Annotated in this window: 12 protein-coding genes; 5 read left to right on the top strand and 7 right to left on the bottom strand. The window is 51.7% G+C overall.

Going from position 1 to position 15503, the window contains the following annotated elements:
* Positions 1–30 precede the first annotated feature (30 nt).
* The 4 genes from QEN31_RS01250 to QEN31_RS01235 all read right to left on the bottom strand — a co-directional run bounded on the left by QEN31_RS01250 (position 31) and on the right by QEN31_RS01235 (position 4184).
* Positions 31–1350 carry an anaerobic C4-dicarboxylate transporter family protein gene (locus QEN31_RS01250; protein WP_000498935.1) on the bottom strand — a complete coding sequence of 440 codons (1320 nt, stop codon included), beginning with the start codon at positions 1348–1350 and terminating at the stop codon, positions 31–33.
* 53 nt (positions 1351–1403) lie between these two features.
* Positions 1404–2249: a fructose-aspartate kinase gene (gene fraD / locus QEN31_RS01245; RefSeq protein WP_000028429.1), complete on the bottom strand. Its 846-nt coding sequence runs from the start codon at positions 2247–2249 to the stop codon at positions 1404–1406.
* 63 nt (positions 2250–2312) lie between these two features.
* Entirely contained in the window at positions 2313–3290 is a 978-nt protein-coding gene (gene fraB, locus QEN31_RS01240; RefSeq protein ID WP_010989080.1) for a 6-phosphofructose-aspartate deglycase, read from the bottom strand.
* A gap of 174 nt (positions 3291–3464) precedes the next feature.
* On the bottom strand, positions 3465–4184 hold the full coding sequence (locus tag QEN31_RS01235) for a GntR family transcriptional regulator (protein WP_000572568.1): 720 nt from the start codon (positions 4182–4184) through the stop codon (positions 3465–3467).
* 325 nt (positions 4185–4509) lie between these two features.
* Here QEN31_RS01235 and QEN31_RS01230 point away from each other — a divergent pair, with 325 nt between their 5' ends.
* On the top strand, positions 4510–6159 hold the full coding sequence (locus tag QEN31_RS01230) for an alpha,alpha-trehalase (protein WP_000934257.1): 1650 nt from the start codon (positions 4510–4512) through the stop codon (positions 6157–6159).
* A gap of 12 nt (positions 6160–6171) precedes the next feature.
* Here QEN31_RS01230 and QEN31_RS01225 read toward each other — a convergent pair whose 3' ends face one another.
* Positions 6172–7761 carry an STY4199 family HEPN domain-containing protein gene (locus QEN31_RS01225; RefSeq protein WP_000185023.1) on the bottom strand — a complete coding sequence of 530 codons (1590 nt, stop codon included), beginning with the start codon at positions 7759–7761 and terminating at the stop codon, positions 6172–6174.
* 280 nt (positions 7762–8041) lie between these two features.
* On the opposite strand from QEN31_RS01225, the gene QEN31_RS01220 reads away from it, so the two are divergent.
* Positions 8042–8398 (top strand): glycoside hydrolase family protein, encoded by a 357-nt coding sequence (locus QEN31_RS01220; protein WP_001120249.1) that lies wholly within the window; start codon positions 8042–8044, stop codon positions 8396–8398.
* A gap of 5 nt (positions 8399–8403) precedes the next feature.
* On the opposite strand, the gene QEN31_RS01215 is transcribed toward QEN31_RS01220, so the two are convergent.
* The gene (locus QEN31_RS01215) at positions 8404–9006 is read right to left on the bottom strand and encodes a helix-turn-helix transcriptional regulator (RefSeq protein WP_001196084.1); all 603 of its coding nucleotides are present in this window, start codon (positions 9004–9006) and stop codon (positions 8404–8406) included.
* Between the two features lie 630 nt (positions 9007–9636).
* Here QEN31_RS01215 and QEN31_RS01210 point away from each other — a divergent pair.
* From QEN31_RS01210 to QEN31_RS01200, 3 genes are all read left to right on the top strand, one after another.
* Positions 9637–10536 (top strand): LysR family transcriptional regulator, encoded by a 900-nt coding sequence (locus tag QEN31_RS01210; protein ID WP_000358042.1) that lies wholly within the window; start codon positions 9637–9639, stop codon positions 10534–10536.
* Positions 10537–10608: 72 nt separating this feature from the next.
* Positions 10609–11637 (top strand): inner membrane protein YhjD, encoded by a 1029-nt coding sequence (gene yhjD / locus QEN31_RS01205; RefSeq protein ID WP_000191231.1) that lies wholly within the window; start codon positions 10609–10611, stop codon positions 11635–11637.
* Between the two features lie 350 nt (positions 11638–11987).
* Entirely contained in the window at positions 11988–13310 is a 1323-nt protein-coding gene (locus QEN31_RS01200) for an MFS transporter (protein WP_001148983.1), read from the top strand.
* A gap of 39 nt (positions 13311–13349) precedes the next feature.
* Here the strand turns inward: QEN31_RS01200 and QEN31_RS01195 are convergent, their stop codons facing one another.
* On the bottom strand, positions 13350–15410 hold the full coding sequence (locus tag QEN31_RS01195; RefSeq protein WP_000158675.1) for an AsmA family protein: 2061 nt from the start codon (positions 15408–15410) through the stop codon (positions 13350–13352).
* Positions 15411–15503: the final 93 nt, after the last annotated feature.

The following is a 15503-nucleotide window of genomic DNA, read 5'->3' as shown; positions in this document are numbered from 1 at the left end:
TGGCGTGTGCTATAAAAACATGAATAACAATCAGGCCAGAACCATTTTTCCTATTAACAGCCCGACAATGACCGAGACAATCACGTTAACTAATCCCGGACGCATAAAACTATGGTTAAGCACATATTTGCCAATACGCGTCGTACCGGTATCGTCAAACGCCAGCGCCGCCAGACACTGCCCCGCCACCGGAATAAAGAAATAGCCGTTAACGGCAGGCCAGGAGCCGATTAATGCATAAGCGGGCAACCCTAACGCCAGCCCCAGCGGCAACAGAATTAACGTCGTTGCCGCCTGGCTGCTGACCATAGCGGACACAAAAAACATCATAATGGCGATAAGCCAGGTATGCTGTTGCAATAGAGTTTGCACTTCTGCCTTAATCAACGCGATATGACCATTCACGAACGTCTCACTCATCCAGGCCAGGCCGAAGGCGCAGACAATCGCCAGCGCGCCCGCCCGAAATACCGTACCGCTGATAATTTGATCGACCTGCGGTCGGCATAACAACACAATCAGGCAGGCAAAAGAGAGCATCGTAATCTGGATAGCGGCGGACATCGAAAGCGGTTGTAGCCCTTTCGCTGTTTCCACCATGGGCCGCAGCGCCGGAATCAGTCCTAACAGAACGATAACGATCGCACTGGTCAGAAATAACGCCACCGACAATTTGGCGCGCGAAGTGACCACCGTATTTTTACTTTCTTTCTGCGCAGGTTTAATTAACCCTTCAGCAAGCCGACGTTGATATTCCGGATCGTCTTTTAACTCTTTTCCTTTATTAAAGGTCGCTATTGCCCCCATCGCTACGCCGATTAACGTGGCGGGCACGCAAATCATCATAATGGTTGAAATAGAGACGCCCAACGGCGCCATTAAACCAATCATCGCCGCCATGGCGGCAGATATAGGACTGGCGGTGATCGCCTGTTGCGATGCGATAACGGAAATAGATAAAGGACGTTCCGGTCGAATACCTGAATCCCGTGCGACTTCAGAAATAACCGGTAGCAAGCTATAAACGACATGCCCCGTTCCTGACATAAAAGTGAAGATATAACAGATAAACGGCGCTAATAACGTAATGTAACGCGGGTGGCGACGCAGAATTTTTTCCGCCAGTTTGACCAGTAAATCCAGCCCGCCGGAGGCCTGTAAAGAAGCGGCCGCCAGGACAACAGAAAGAATAATCAGAATAACATCAATCGGTGGCGTAGAAGGCGTCAGGCCAAAAATAAAAACCATCACGCCGACGCCTAACCCGCCGACCATCCCTAAAAATACGCCGCCGATCCTGGCGCCTATCATCAGGGCCACAAGGATAAAACATAATTCCGTCCAAAACATACTTCCTCCTGGGTTATCTGGAGTGAGTGTCGCTTTACATTGAGGGACGTAACCTATTGTGCAAACGGTTTACCAAAACCAAATGCGCCGTAATGAGATAACACCTGCGCCGCCGATTTCCCGCCCTGCCGCATGGCGCGTAACACGCTTTCTTTATCGGGTTCCGCCATACCCGATTGCAAAATGGAAAGCAAAAAACCGGTTAAGAAGGCGTCGCCTGCGCCCAGCGTATCGACAGGTTCGATATAAGCAGGTTGCCACTCCAGATAATCCGCGCCGGAAAAATAATAAACTTTTTCATGCCCGCAGGTGGCAATAATATGCCGACAGCCATAACGATAAAGTTTATTGAGTTTTACTTTGATTTCATCTGGCGATAACCCGCTACAGGAGATAAATCCGTAATCTACCCACGGGCATACCTTTTCAAAATAGTCGTCTGTACCGCGCCCGGAAAAATCAAAAGAGAGTAAGACGGTTTGTTGTTTAATTTTCTCCAGTTCCGATTCCAGGTGGCCGTTAATACTGGAATGGACTAAGGTAAATTGTGATATATAGCGAAGATCGTCGTCAGACAGACTAAAAGGATGTTCCCGCAATACGCCGTTTTTGTTGCTGGCGACAAATTGCCGATCGCCATGCGAGAGACGGATACAGGCATACCCATTTTCGCCGGTATAATGGCGGCTGTGAGAGATGTCTATCTGTAGCTGGTGTAATACATCCTGTACGTGCTGCGCGGCGTCGTCATTGCCAAACGCCCCCATAAACGCGCTGGGGATGTCTGCTAATTTCGCATAGACAGCAAAATTTAATGCATTACCGCCGGGGTACATGATGCCGGAATGCAGGTATTTATCGACAACGTTGTCGCCAATACCCAATACGCTGATGCTCATCATTATTCCTTGTTTGTCTTTACAATAAAAAGCGTCCCTGCTTTTTTATCCATCCTGATGTAATTAATATTCCACTTTCCACATATAGCGGCGCGTCGTTAACGGATGCTGACGCGCCTCAGCTAACGCCCGATTGTAAACGGGATAAACGTTATTAAAGAGAGAGTGGTTAAAGTAATCAATAACCGTGGTTTTAATGGTCGATAGCCCCAGTTCTTTCGCATCGACAACTTCAATCCGGCGGCCATATTTTTTCAGGAAGTTTAACGCGCGTTCATCCACCGCCCGCGTATTGCCCTCGGAAAACTGGAAGAAGAAAGGCGTATTCGCATCGGTAATTTCAAACGGCCCGTGGAAAAACTCACCGCTATGAATACAGGCGGAATGTATCCATTGCATTTCCATAAAGATGCAGATGCTCTGTAGGTAGGCTGCGCCATAGCCCGCGCCGCTGGCGACGGTATAAATGACTTTATCGTCTTTATATTCCTGCGCGAACGCCTGCGCACGCTCCGCTACCTGCTCGCAAGCGCGCCAGACGATACGGTTGATTTTGCTGACGCCATCCTGAAAATCGTCGTAGTGCGCATACCCTTCCGTCTGCTGGAGCAGTTCGACCGCACTCAGCAGGCCTTTCATCGTTTTCTCTCCGGCAATATCTTTACCGTCGCCAAACGTGTACGTTTCCACATAGTCGCAATGCGCCACCAACGGTGAATCCATTATCCAGGTTAAACCAATGACCGGCGCGCCGTGCTGACGGGCGATTTCAGCCGCTTTAATTGTCTCTGGCGTATTACCTTTGTGGGAGGCGACAACCACAACGGCATTTTCTCCCAGCGCTACCGGCGGGTTGTTAATAAATTCTCCGCTGTTATACAGACCGACAGTCAACGCTTTCGCTTCTTTTTCTAAAAATGCTTTCGCCGGATAGAACGCCGCATAAGAACCGCCGCACGCCACGTAATAGACGTGTTTAACGCCTCCTTTCTCTGCCTGGCTGGTCACAATATTGCTAACTGTCTCTTTCATACCCATCATGCTTTCCTCTGGTTCCATCAATGATACAGGCGAGGATTCGCCATAAATGACTCATAATGTATTATTATTTTTATATGACATTTAAAGACATTTGATCAAGATGGAAACCAAAAAAATCGGGATCCGCGATCTGGATCCCGATTCAGCCTGCTCTTCGTTAGCGTAATGCTGACATCATACGGTAAACCGTATTTTATCGCCGACAATCAACTGTTGCGAAACGCAGGAGAGTTCTCCTTTGTTATCAATCATTTCACTTTTTATCAGGATCAGCGGATAACCCTCGTTGACGCCAAGATAATGGGCGACTTCAAAGCTGGCATAAACCAGTTCGATCATCTTACGGGAGTGGGTAAACCATAAATGGTATTTCTCGCGTAAGCATTCATACAAAGAGTGATTATTAAGATCTTCGTCCAGCAAAAACGCAAAACGTGGGGGAAGATGTACGGTTTCCAGCGATACCGCCACATCGTCGGCATAGCGGATACGTTCAATGACGACCGCTTTTTCGCCATCGTTCATATTCAGTAACGCTTTTGTCTCATCGTCTACCGATTCAAAAACGGATTTGATGGTGCGTGACCCCGGGCGACGTCCCTGGGACTGGCATAACTCGCTGAAACTCATGATGCCGGTCATGCTGCGCTGAAATTTCTCACCAGAGACAAAGGTGCCTTTGCCGGAGACACGGGTCAGCAAATTTTCACGCGTCAGCGCATCCAGCGCCTTACGGACCGTGACCCTGCTCACCTGCCAGCGCACGCTCAGTTCATTTTCCGTCGGGATCTGCTGGCCTGGTTTATACTCTCCACGCGCAATAGCCTCTTTTAAGGCGGCTTCAAGCTGCTTATAAAGCGGTTTGGCGCTTTTACTGTCGGGTTGCTCGATCATTTGTATCCATTTGTATTATCATGATGCCATAGCTTGTATTATAACTATTTACGTTACCTTTGCTTGTGAATCCACGCCATGCGGTGACGTAGTGATACCGCTATGAAACGAATGTTCTGATTTTAGGTCTGGGGCGGGCGTCATGAAAATAGGATTTTCGCAATACTATTCAGTAAGTTATGAAGTGTTTTTCTTGAGAGACAAATTGCAAAATGTGATCTATCGCACACTTTGCCACTCAGGTATCGAAGCGAATGTCTACGCTTAATAGACAGCCGGGCAACACCCGTATCTTTTACGACGCAAGCCGGAGGTCCTTGTCATTATGCTCAACCAGAAATTAAACCCCACGCCTTCTGAAGATCTGACTATTGATGTCGATCTGCTTTATGAAACAGACCCGTGCGAGTTAAAGCTGGATGAAATGATCGAGGCGGAACCGGAGCCGGAGATGATCGAGGGGCTTCCCGCCTCTGACGCCCTGACCCCTGCCGATCGGTATCTCGAACTGTTCGAGCATGTACAGTCAACAAAACTGTTTCCAGACAGTAAAACGTTCCCGGACTGCGCGCCGAAGATGGACCCGCTTGATATCCTGATCCGCTACCGTAAGGTCAGACGCCACCGTGATTTTGACTTACGCCGCTTCGTCGAGAACCATTTCTGGCTACCGGAAACCTTATCCAGCGAGTATGTCTCTAATCCCGAAAACTCGCTCAAAGAACATATTGACCAGCTTTGGCCGATACTGACGCGCGAACCGCAGGATCATATTCCGTGGTCTTCGCTGCTGGCGCTGCCGCAATCCTATATCGTGCCGGGAGGCCGTTTTAGCGAAACCTATTATTGGGACTCTTATTTTACCATGCTGGGTCTGGCGGAAAGCGGGCGCGAAGACTTACTTAAATGTATGGCGGATAATTTCGCCTGGATGATTGAAAACTATGGCCATATTCCCAACGGCAACCGGACCTATTATCTGAGCCGTTCGCAGCCGCCGGTTTTTGCCCTGATGGTTGAACTGTTCGAAGAAGATGGCGTGCGCGGCGCGCGGCGTTATCTCGACCATCTCAAAATGGAATACGCCTTCTGGATGGACGGCGCCGAATCGCTGGCGCTCAACCAGGCTTATCGCCACGTTGTGCGGATGCCGGACGGTTCCCTGCTGAACCGCTACTGGGACGATCGCGACACGCCGCGCGACGAGTCGTGGCTGGAAGATGTCGAAACTGCAAAACACTCCGGTCGTCCGCCCAATGAAGTCTACCGGGATTTGCGCGCCGGGGCGGCGTCCGGCTGGGACTATTCTTCACGCTGGCTACGCGATGCGGGCCGGCTTGCCAGCATACGTACGACCCAGTTTATCCCTATCGATTTGAACGCTTTTCTGTATAAACTGGAGAGCGCTATCGCCAATATTTCAGCACTGAAAGGCGAACGTGACACCGAGGCGCTATTTCGCCAGAAAGCCAGCGATCGACGCGCCGCCGTGAACCATTATCTGTGGGATGATGAAAACGGCTGTTATCGGGACTATGACTGGCGACGCGAAGAAATGGCGCTCTTTTCCGCCGCCAGTATCGTGCCGCTGTATGTCGGTATGGCGAACCACGAGCAGGCCGACCGTCTGGCAAATGTGGTACGCAGCCGTCTGTTAACGCCCGGCGGGATTATGGCGACCGAATACGAAACCGGCGAACAGTGGGATAAACCGAACGGCTGGGCACCGCTGCAATGGATGGCGATTCAGGGCTTCAAACGGTATGGCGACGATATGCTGGGCGATGAAATCGCCCATAACTGGTTAAAAACAGTGAACCATTTTTATCAGGAGCACCATAAACTGATCGAGAAATACCATATTTCCGGCGGTACGCCCCGCGAAGGCGGCGGGGGCGAGTATCCGCTACAGGACGGGTTCGGCTGGACCAATGGCGTGGTGCGCCGCCTGATTGGCCTTTACGGAGAGCCTTAACCTGCTCCGGCCTCAGTGAATCGCATCATAAATGGCTGACTGAATTTTCAGCCATTTTTTATTGTCTGCGCTGGGCCGGGCCTGAGCGCGCAATCGGGCCTGCTCCGTATCGTGCTGCTGGCGCGTCACAACAGCCGGAACGGTGCAAAACGTTTGCAAATAGGTTTTATGCATCGCGGTCAGCGGCGCGCCGCTCGACATGTCATGACTTAACGTTGTGATAAATCGTCGGCAGGGTTTGACCTCATCCATCAGCGCGGGATAACGCAACAACAGTTGCAGCACCTCGGTATGTCCTGCCGCAAACGCCTGCTCCGTCCACGCGAGCTGCCAGTTCATTCCGCCCTGGAGGAACAGCGCCGTCACCCGCGTATCATTGCGCTCTATCGCCGCCCGCATGGTAAACGCATCCCAGGTAATCCCCATATGATTGAGCGTTTCCCGCGCGGAAGGCGCCTCGCGCGGCGGTTCATCCTGCGCCATTGCGGGAGCTTGCCCGTTATCGGAGCCTGGCGACGACGAACTAAATAGCCAGAACGCGCCCGCCAGTATCGCCAGCGTCATGACGCCAACCGCGCCCCACAAAGCGCCGGAAATAAGTTGCTCACGCTCTTCAGGCGTACGCGGAGGCCGCTTACGCGGTGGTTCTATGCTCTCGCTAATCTCATGCTTATCTCCCCCGGCCTGCCGATCTTTAAGCCGCGCGGTTTCCCAGAACTGGCGCAATTCACGTTCATCCGCCAGCAGAAACGAAGCGGGATTCACGCGGGTACGTTTTTCGGCATAGGCGCGCTGGATGGGCCGAACGATTTGCTGATACTGAACGTTTAGCAGCATAAGCTGCGCTGAGGTAAGCGGCTGCCTGGCGATAACCTCGTTTCGCGCAAGGCGGCAATCATCCAGAAACATACGCAGAGTGGTGCGCGACTCGGCGAACAGCGTTAACGCTGAGGCATCATTAAAAATTCTGACGTAATGACGGGCAAACAATTTTTTATCGACCACCATAAGCGCCAGTTCGCTGAACAACATGCCCTCCAGCGCATGTTGATCTTCTCCCTGTTTTAACCACTGGCGCAAACGGTCCGGGCCGAAATGTTGCTTGAGGTAGTGATTCAGCGACGCCCGATCCGGCCATGCGCGCGCAATAAGCGCTTTTAACGTCAGTTCTATCGCCCGAAGCTGACGCTGCGCCTCAAGATGCGCCTCCTGGTCGGGTTCTTCCAGCTCAGTTTGATACGTCAGTAGCGGCTGCTGCTGACGTAGATGCTCCAGCGAGGTGACAAAACGCAACGCGGCAAGGAGTTGATTTTCGCTCACCTCTTGCCCGCTGTCATACTGGGGAACATGCTGCTGAAGGTGACGCAGTTGCAGCATAAACTGGCTCAACTGCGCGTCATTTATCCGCAATTTTTTCGCCACCGCGCCCCAACCGCCCAGGTTAAGACGCGCCTGCTCAAGTTGTTCCATGAACCACCGGGGCTCTTTTCCCTCTGTGGTATGAATACCCAGCAGCAGCAGGATTTCTATTGATGCCTGGCGGATAATCCCCAGGCTATGTTCAAAAGGCGCGCGTGTCGCCTGCGAAGCGCTATTCGTCATTATCTTCCCTAAAAAGACGATCCCGCGACGAGATCTTCGTTTTCTTTTAATTATGTTTTTTCATAGATATAACAGATTTAGCCACATTTCAGTGACTTAATCTTAATGATTGCAAATTTATAAGAAGATCGGTTACTAACCAAAAACATCAGTTTTTCATTCTGTCAACGCGGCGTGACGCTGAACGGCATAGACCTTTTCCCTGCCTGCGTTTGGCCGTCTGACCGCTAGCCACGCGTGCAGCACACTTTATAATCGCGCTTTTTATGAGAAAGATGCCATGCCGCACATTTCATCTCGCTTTAGCTCCGCCTGCATCGCGTTTATTAAACAGTGGCAGGGTCTGTCGCTGGAAAAGTATCGCGATCGGCAGGGTAACTGGGTGATTGGTTACGGGCATATGTTGACGCCGGATGAGACGCTGACGTTCATTACGCCCGACCAGGCGGAGGCATTCTTGCTGGATGACCTCAATAGCTGCGATATTCTGCTACAGAATTGCTTGCCGGAACTTAACGATCGGTTTCAACGCGAAACGCTTATTGCGCTGATGTTCAGCATCGGACATCAGCGTTTTTTATCATTAATCAATACGGGTGATATTTCACAGCCAGAAATAAGCGGACTGCGAATTTAACGTCGTTAATTCGATTCATTTAACATCATGGCGGCCTGGGTACGATTTTTTACATCCAGCCGCCGGTAAAGCGACTCCAGATGCGCTTTAACCGTCCCGGTACTAATATTTAACGCCCGCCCAATTTGTTTATTTGATTCTCCTGCGGCAAGCATCTGTAAAATTTCCCGCTGGCGGGCGCTTAACGCTTTTATATCACGGGACTCCAGCTCCGTTGAATTTAACCAATCCCCCGGTAAAAACATCATCCCGCGAGCGACAGCATTGAGCGCAAGGACAAAGGTTTCAGCATCAGAATCGCGTGGCACCACGGCCTGAACGTTAAATTGCATGACTTCATGCAGCCACTTTTGACTGCCATCCATCGCCGTGATAATAATCTTCACCTCCGGAAATTGCTGCGCGGTTCTTTGTAACACCTCGCGGCAAAACTCAGCATCCAGGCCGCTATCCAGCATGACCAGCGCATCCGGCGCGCTTTCTATTTTTTGCCAGAGTTCTTCTGCCTGACCGACACTCTGGATACTTATTCCTGGAATGTGCTGCTGCAAACTGATTTTCATTCCATGAATAAATATTGACTGCCTGTCAAACATGATTACCTGCATTACTTTTCTCCACCTGGGTAAGATAATAGTCTCAAGATGAGGAAGGGTATTACCCGTAGGGTAAAATAAGAAGTCGCCATTTGGTATAGGCCATTTTACCGATAGTCATTGGTTGAGGAAGGGAAAGGTTATGAATATTTACAGCTTCAACATCGGGATTACAGAATTCGCTAAAATTAGCCTTTTAAAGTAAGGAATATCTTATTAGCGCGAACAGCTAAGGCTAATTTGAATATTAATTTAATGAAGAGTACGCCTGGCGCGTCACAAAGGAAATATCTGCTTTTCGCCTGATGTGTTACAAAAAATAAAGTAGCACATTTTGTTAAAAAATAGCCAATCCGCCTGAAAACCGCGACGATGGGTCAATGACAATACCGTGTATGTACATGCATTTCTCTGCCCCACTGCACCCGCTGTTATCGGCGTGTTTTACCGCCCTCGCCCCGTTTATCGGCTTTTTGGCGCTAAAATGCCTGGCCGGAAGGCGATAAATCCGCCGCGCAACGCGATCAGACGTATTCGTCACGCGAGCAATGATTGCGAAAGGGCTTATTAGGTGCTAGAAAATCAATAAAACCAGCCGCTTCAGCGTCACTGTTTCAATAAGAACAATAATAGAGCCTGATGATGGATAAAATATATGCAATGAAATTGTTTGTACGCGTGGCGGAACGGGAAAGTTTTTCCCGTGCAGCAGAGGATATCGGCCTTCCCAAAGGCAGCGTCTCACGGCAAATACAAGCGTTAGAACATCAACTGGGCATCCGCCTGCTCCACCGCACCACCCGGCGGGTACAGCTTACTCAGGACGGAATGGTTTACTACGAACGGGCAAAAGATCTGTTGAGTAACCTGGATGAACTGGAGGGTCTTTTCCAGCCTGATCCCGCCAGTATCAGTGGCAAAATACGGGTAGATATACCGCCATGTCTCGCAAACAGCCTCATCATGCCGCGCCTGCCCACTTTTTTGCATCAGTATCCCGGCATTGCGCTGGAACTTTGTAGTAGCGATCGACAGGTCGATTTACTACGGGAAGATTTCGACTGCGTGGTGCGCACAGAGCCGCTACATGCGCCAGGGATACTGACGCGCCCACTTGGCAAACTGAGGAGGGTGAACTGCGCCAGCCCACAATACCTGGCACGCTTTGGGTATCCAGAAAACCTTGACGATCTCGCCTCACATGCGATGGTGCATTATTCATTGACCCCGGGAGTCTCTTCACCGGGTTTTGCCTTTGAAACTCCCCACGGTATGCAGTGGGTAAAAACCGGCGGAATGCTAACGGTAAACAGTACAGAGACCTGGCATACGGCCTGTCTGGCAGGATTAGGAATCATTCAGACGCCGCGCATTGCTGTACGGGAGGCGTTACGCGCCGGAACGCTCATTGAAATTTTACCGCAATATCGCGCCGCTCCACTGCCGGTGACGCTGCATTATCCCCATCGCCGTAATCTTTCCCGCCGGGTACACCTGTTTATGGTATGGCTGACGGAAACCATTAAAGAGGCCGCAGAGTAGCCGCATTTTCAGCATCCACCGGGGAGAAGCTATACTGACATATTCTATTAATGATGAAGGACTACCGACCTGATGACGCAGGAAAATGACGTAAAACGCCCTATTCAGGAACTGGAGCACGACCCGATACAAAAAATAGAAACGCAGCCGCATGACGCCCCGGAAAAAAACGAAAAGGCAAATCAGGCGTTGCATTCCGTCACCACCCTGATGCAAAAAATTCAGCGTCAACCAATGGTGGCCCACCTCATTCGCGCGACCGAACGTTTTAACGATCGACTGGGTAATCAGTTTGGCGCGGCTATCACCTACTTTTCGTTTCTGTCGATGATCCCGATAATGATGGTGTCCTTTGCCGCGGCAGGTTTTATCCTCGCCTCGCACCCTAATCTACTGGAAGATATTTTCAGCAAGATATTGATGAATGTGAGCGATCCTACGCTGGCGTCCACGCTTAAAAATACGATTAATACGGCGGTTCAACAGCGTACCACGGTAGGGCTGGTCGGACTGGGTATCGCGCTCTATTCCGGCGTTAACTGGATGGGCAACCTGCGGGAAGCGATTCGCGCCCAGTCACGGGACGTCTGGGAGCGCAAGCCGCAGGATCAGGAGAAAATCTGGCTCAAATATCTGCGCGATTTTATCTCGCTGATTGGATTATTAATCGCTTTAATCATTACGCTGTCCATTACTTCCATCGCCGGTTCCGCCCAGCAGATGATCATCTCCGCCTTGTATCTCGACAGCATCGAATGGTTAAAACCGGCCTGGCATTTGATCGGTCTGGCCATCTCTATTTTTGCCAACTATCTGCTTTTCTTCTGGATTTTCTGGCGACTGCCTCGCCATCGTCCCCGTAAAAAAGCGTTGATTCGCGGGACATTTATTGCCGCTATCGGTTTTGAGGTGATTAAAATCATTATGACTTATACGCTGCCGTCACTGGTGAAATCGCCTTCCGGCGCGGCGTTTGGCTCCGTACTCGGTCTGATGGCCTTCTTCTACTTTTTTGCCCGCCTGACGTTATTCTGCGCGGCCTGGATAGCCACCGCCGAATACAAGGACGACCCGCGAATGCCGGGTAAAACGCAACGCTAGTCTGCGGCTTGCTGCCGAATGGCACGCACGGCGTCGTCATTCGGCCTACTGATGTGTAGACCCAGGCCGGGCAAGCAAAGCGTACCCGGCGGTACAATCAGGCACGTCCTTCCGCCTCATCTCATTGTTTCAGCATATAAATCCAGTAATTAACTTTTATTTAACCAGAAACCAGTTTTATCCACCAATTCTAAAATTATGTGAAGCATTTCATAGACGCAAAATGGCTGGCTTAAACATTATCCCCTTTTTGCGCTTTTTTTGACCATTTTTAGCTTTTGTTACACATTGAAATATAACTTTTGCTGTGCGTAATATGGCTATTCGTTCGCTAAAAATAAGAAAATAGTATGCAAGCAACCGCCACAACACTCGACCATGAGCAGGAACATGTTCCGGTAAACTCACGCAATAAAGTCGTTATTGCCTCGCTTATCGGCACCGCGATTGAGTTCTTCGACTTCTATATTTACGCCACCGCAGCGGTGATCGTGTTCCCCCTTATCTTCTTCCCCCAGGGCGATCCCACTGCGGCAACGCTACAATCGCTCGCCACCTTCGCTATCGCGTTTGTGGCGCGTCCGATTGGCTCTGCGCTATTCGGTCACTTCGGCGACCGGGTAGGCCGCAAAGTCACGCTGGTGGCTTCGCTGCTGACGATGGGGATCTCCACGGTCATTATCGGTCTGTTACCGGGCTACGCGACGATAGGTATTTTCGCGCCGCTGCTGCTGGCGCTGGCGCGTTTCGGTCAGGGACTGGGGCTGGGCGGCGAATGGGGCGGCGCAGCGTTATTAGCGACGGAGAATGCGCCGCCGCGCAAACGCGCGCTGTATGGCTCCTTCCCGCAGTTGGGCGCGCCGATCGGCTTCTTTTTTGCCAATGGCACCTTCCTGTTGCTCTCCTGGCTGCTGACCGACGAGCAGTTTATGAGCTGGGGCTGGCGCGTGCCGTTTATCTTCTCGGCGGTGCTGGTGATTATCGGCCTGTATGTGCGCGTGTCGCTGCATGAAACGCCGGTGTTTGCGAAAGTCGCCGCAGCGAAAAAACAGGTAAAAATACCGCTGGGCACGTTGCTGACGAAGCATGTCCGCGTAACCGTTCTCGGCACGTTTATTATGCTGGCGACCTACACGCTGTTCTATATCATGACCGTCTATTCCATGACTTACAGCACGGCCGCCGCGCCGGTGGGGCTTGGCTTGCCGCGCAATGAAATACTGTGGATGCTGATGATGGCGGTGATTGGTTTCGGCGTGATGGTGCCCATCGCCGGCCTGCTGGCGGACGCATTTGGCCGTCGGAAAAGCATGGTCATCATTACCACGCTCATCATTCTCTTCGCGTTGTTCGCCTTTACCCCGCTGCTGGGTTCAGGCAATCCAGCGCTGGTATTCGTGTTCCTGTTGTTAGGCCTGAGCCTGATGGGGCTGACCTTCGGCCCAATGGGAGCGCTGCTGCCGGAGCTATTTCCGACGGAAGTGCGCTATACCGGCGCATCGTTTTCCTACAATGTCTCATCGATTCTGGGCGCTTCCGTCGCGCCGTATATTGCCGCATGGCTGCAAAGCCACTACGGGCTGGCGGCGGTAGGGGTTTACCTGGCGTCAATGGCGGCGCTGACGCTGATTGCACTGCTGTTAACCCATGAGACGCGTCATCAGGCGTTGTAATAGGGCGCCGGATGGCATCATCCGGCGCTACGTTTCACGTTACTGCTTCATCTGCGTTAAAATCGTCCGGCACTGATTGGCTTCGCCTTCAGAGGGCGAAATTAGCGCCAATAGCGCGGCGGCGGGCGTTACCAACGTCGCCAGCGCTGCCGCAACCGCGCCGCGCGCAATCAGCGGGCCGGGCTTGACGCCCGCCTGCGGATTTTTAAATGTCCCGCGCACGTACAGCGGCGATCGCAGCGTAATAATACGAATCCCCTTACTTTCCGGATCAATGGTTAAATCGAGCTGTTCAGAGGCGAAGCTCGCCGTACCGGTCACGTTAATCAACGCATTTTCTGTATCAAAAGCAAAAATTTGCGGTCGCGCCACGCCGTTCGTAATATTGAGATTCGCCGCCGCGCAGTTAACCCGCACTTCGTCATCGCCAAAAATCTGCCCGACAATATAGTTGCCGACGTTCAGCCCCACGATTTCCATCAGGTTGCGGCTAATCAATCCATCATTCATCAATAACTTCAGATTGCCGTTACTGTTGCCAAGCAGCGCGGCGACCGAGTTGCCCGTCCCGCGAATATCCGCATCGCCGTTCAGCTCGCCCAGCGTTTTCTGCATCAGCTCCACATCCGGCATCAGTTCTTTAAGCTTCAGCCGACGCGCCTGTATATCCGCCCGCCCCTGCATTGGCTTTTTATCCCCTTCCAGATGGATGTTGGAGACAATACTGCCGCCTGCCAGACCAAACTTCAGCGGCTGTAGACGTAAGTCGGCGTTTTTCAGGATGATATGGGTCGAAAGATCGCTAATCGGTAGACTGCCGCCATGTTCAATACGTCGGCCTTTAAACCGGACATCGGCGTCCATAACGTCCCATTTGTCGGTTTCAAAGCGATCGTAAGGCAACACTTTATCCGCCGGCTGAACATTCTTCTCGCCTTTGCGCTGTTCAGACCGTTTCGACTGCTCAGCGTCTTTCCCGGAATCCACGCCAATCAGCGGCCCAAGATCGGCCAGGCGTAACTGGCGCGATTCGACATCGCCTTCCAGTTTAGGGCGCGGTTTACCGGTGGTATAAGTGAGGGAGCCGTGGATATCACTGTCGCCAATGCGCCCGTTAAAACCGCGATAATCAAATACTGATGACTTTTCGGCGTCAATTTTCGCCACCAATCGCCCATCGGTCTCAAACGGCGGCGTATCCGGCAGCAGCACGCCGGTTAAATCATATAAATCGCCCAGTGAATCGCCAGAGAATTTAAGCCGCAGATCGACGCCGCCCATTTTCATCGGTTCGTTCACCACGCCGCTAAAAGCCACCCGCGTATTACCAGAGCGGAAATCGGCCTGCACAGGAAAAGGCGTACTTTCGCTGCGTAGCGCCAGCATACCGCCTATTTTCCCCGTACCGGTCAACGGTTCCCCGTTATAACGCCCCTGCGCCTTCAGGCCGAAGACATAGTCGCCCACGGTGGATTTGTCTGCTTTGCCTTTCGTTCCCGTCACTTCGCTGAACGGCAACGGTTTGCCTAACGGATCGATCAGAATAGTGATATCCGCCTTGCTGACCTTATCATCGATCGCGATTCGCCCCTGGTCGAAGAGAATATTATCCAGCCGGAAGGACCAGGCGGAAGGTTTAGCATTGGGGTCCGTATTCTTGTCTTGCGCGAGGTTAAAGGTCCAGTTATTGGTTTTCTCGGACAGACGAATAAGACGCGCGTCGGGTTTCACCAGTTTGATCCACGGCAGCCAGACGGTTTTGGTCAGGAGCGCCAGTGGGGCAAGCGTCGCCTCAACGCGTGGCAGATGCACCATCGTGACTTCCGGAATATCTGGCGGATTGCCGAGAATGACGTCTTCCGCGTGAACATGCGGCCACGGTACCCAGCTTCGCCAGCCGGTCTCCTGTTTTTGGCGTTCCCACACCACGCCTAAATCGCCGCGAATAGCGAAAGGCCGGTTCAATTCGGTAGAGACTTTCTGGTTGATGGTCGGTTTGAGGCGGTTCCAGTCAAATGTTGCGATCAACAAAATCACTATGGCGATCAACAACAAGAAAGTCCCTGTGATGGCGGCGGTTATTTTGCCTGCTTTAGTCATGTGTTATTTCCTCACTTCTTCCCTTGCCTGTCCTAAAGATAGTTCAGCCAGACGAAAAAGGAGGATGACCGCGCCTCGTAATACCACGTATTA

It is taken from the genome of Salmonella sp. SA15303 (genome assembly GCF_029962125.1).
GTDB classification, from domain to species: Bacteria; Pseudomonadota; Gammaproteobacteria; order Enterobacterales; family Enterobacteriaceae; genus Salmonella; species Salmonella enterica.
The sequence above is the reverse complement of the archived record's forward strand: the minus strand, read 5'-3'. Positions and strand labels throughout refer to the sequence as shown.

Excerpts from the sequence above, each read along its gene's own strand:
- QEN31_RS01250 (WP_000498935.1), bottom strand. The coding sequence starts at position 1,350 with ATGTTTTGGACGGAATTATGTTTTATCCTTGTGGCCCTGATGATAGGC.
- fraD (WP_000028429.1), bottom strand. The coding sequence starts at position 2,249 with ATGAGCATCAGCGTATTGGGTATTGGCGACAACGTTGTCGATAAATAC.
- fraB (WP_010989080.1), bottom strand. The coding sequence starts at position 3,290 with ATGATGGGTATGAAAGAGACAGTTAGCAATATTGTGACCAGCCAGGCA.
- QEN31_RS01235 (WP_000572568.1), bottom strand. The coding sequence starts at position 4,184 with ATGATCGAGCAACCCGACAGTAAAAGCGCCAAACCGCTTTATAAGCAG.
- QEN31_RS01230 (WP_000934257.1), top strand. The coding sequence starts at position 4,510 with ATGCTCAACCAGAAATTAAACCCCACGCCTTCTGAAGATCTGACTATT.
- QEN31_RS01225 (WP_000185023.1), bottom strand. The coding sequence starts at position 7,761 with ATGACGAATAGCGCTTCGCAGGCGACACGCGCGCCTTTTGAACATAGC.
- QEN31_RS01220 (WP_001120249.1), top strand. The coding sequence starts at position 8,042 with ATGCCGCACATTTCATCTCGCTTTAGCTCCGCCTGCATCGCGTTTATT.
- QEN31_RS01215 (WP_001196084.1), bottom strand. The coding sequence starts at position 9,006 with ATGCAGGTAATCATGTTTGACAGGCAGTCAATATTTATTCATGGAATG.
- QEN31_RS01210 (WP_000358042.1), top strand. The coding sequence starts at position 9,637 with ATGGATAAAATATATGCAATGAAATTGTTTGTACGCGTGGCGGAACGG.
- yhjD (WP_000191231.1), top strand. The coding sequence starts at position 10,609 with ATGACGCAGGAAAATGACGTAAAACGCCCTATTCAGGAACTGGAGCAC.
- QEN31_RS01200 (WP_001148983.1), top strand. The coding sequence starts at position 11,988 with ATGCAAGCAACCGCCACAACACTCGACCATGAGCAGGAACATGTTCCG.
- QEN31_RS01195 (WP_000158675.1), bottom strand. The coding sequence starts at position 15,410 with ATGACTAAAGCAGGCAAAATAACCGCCGCCATCACAGGGACTTTCTTG.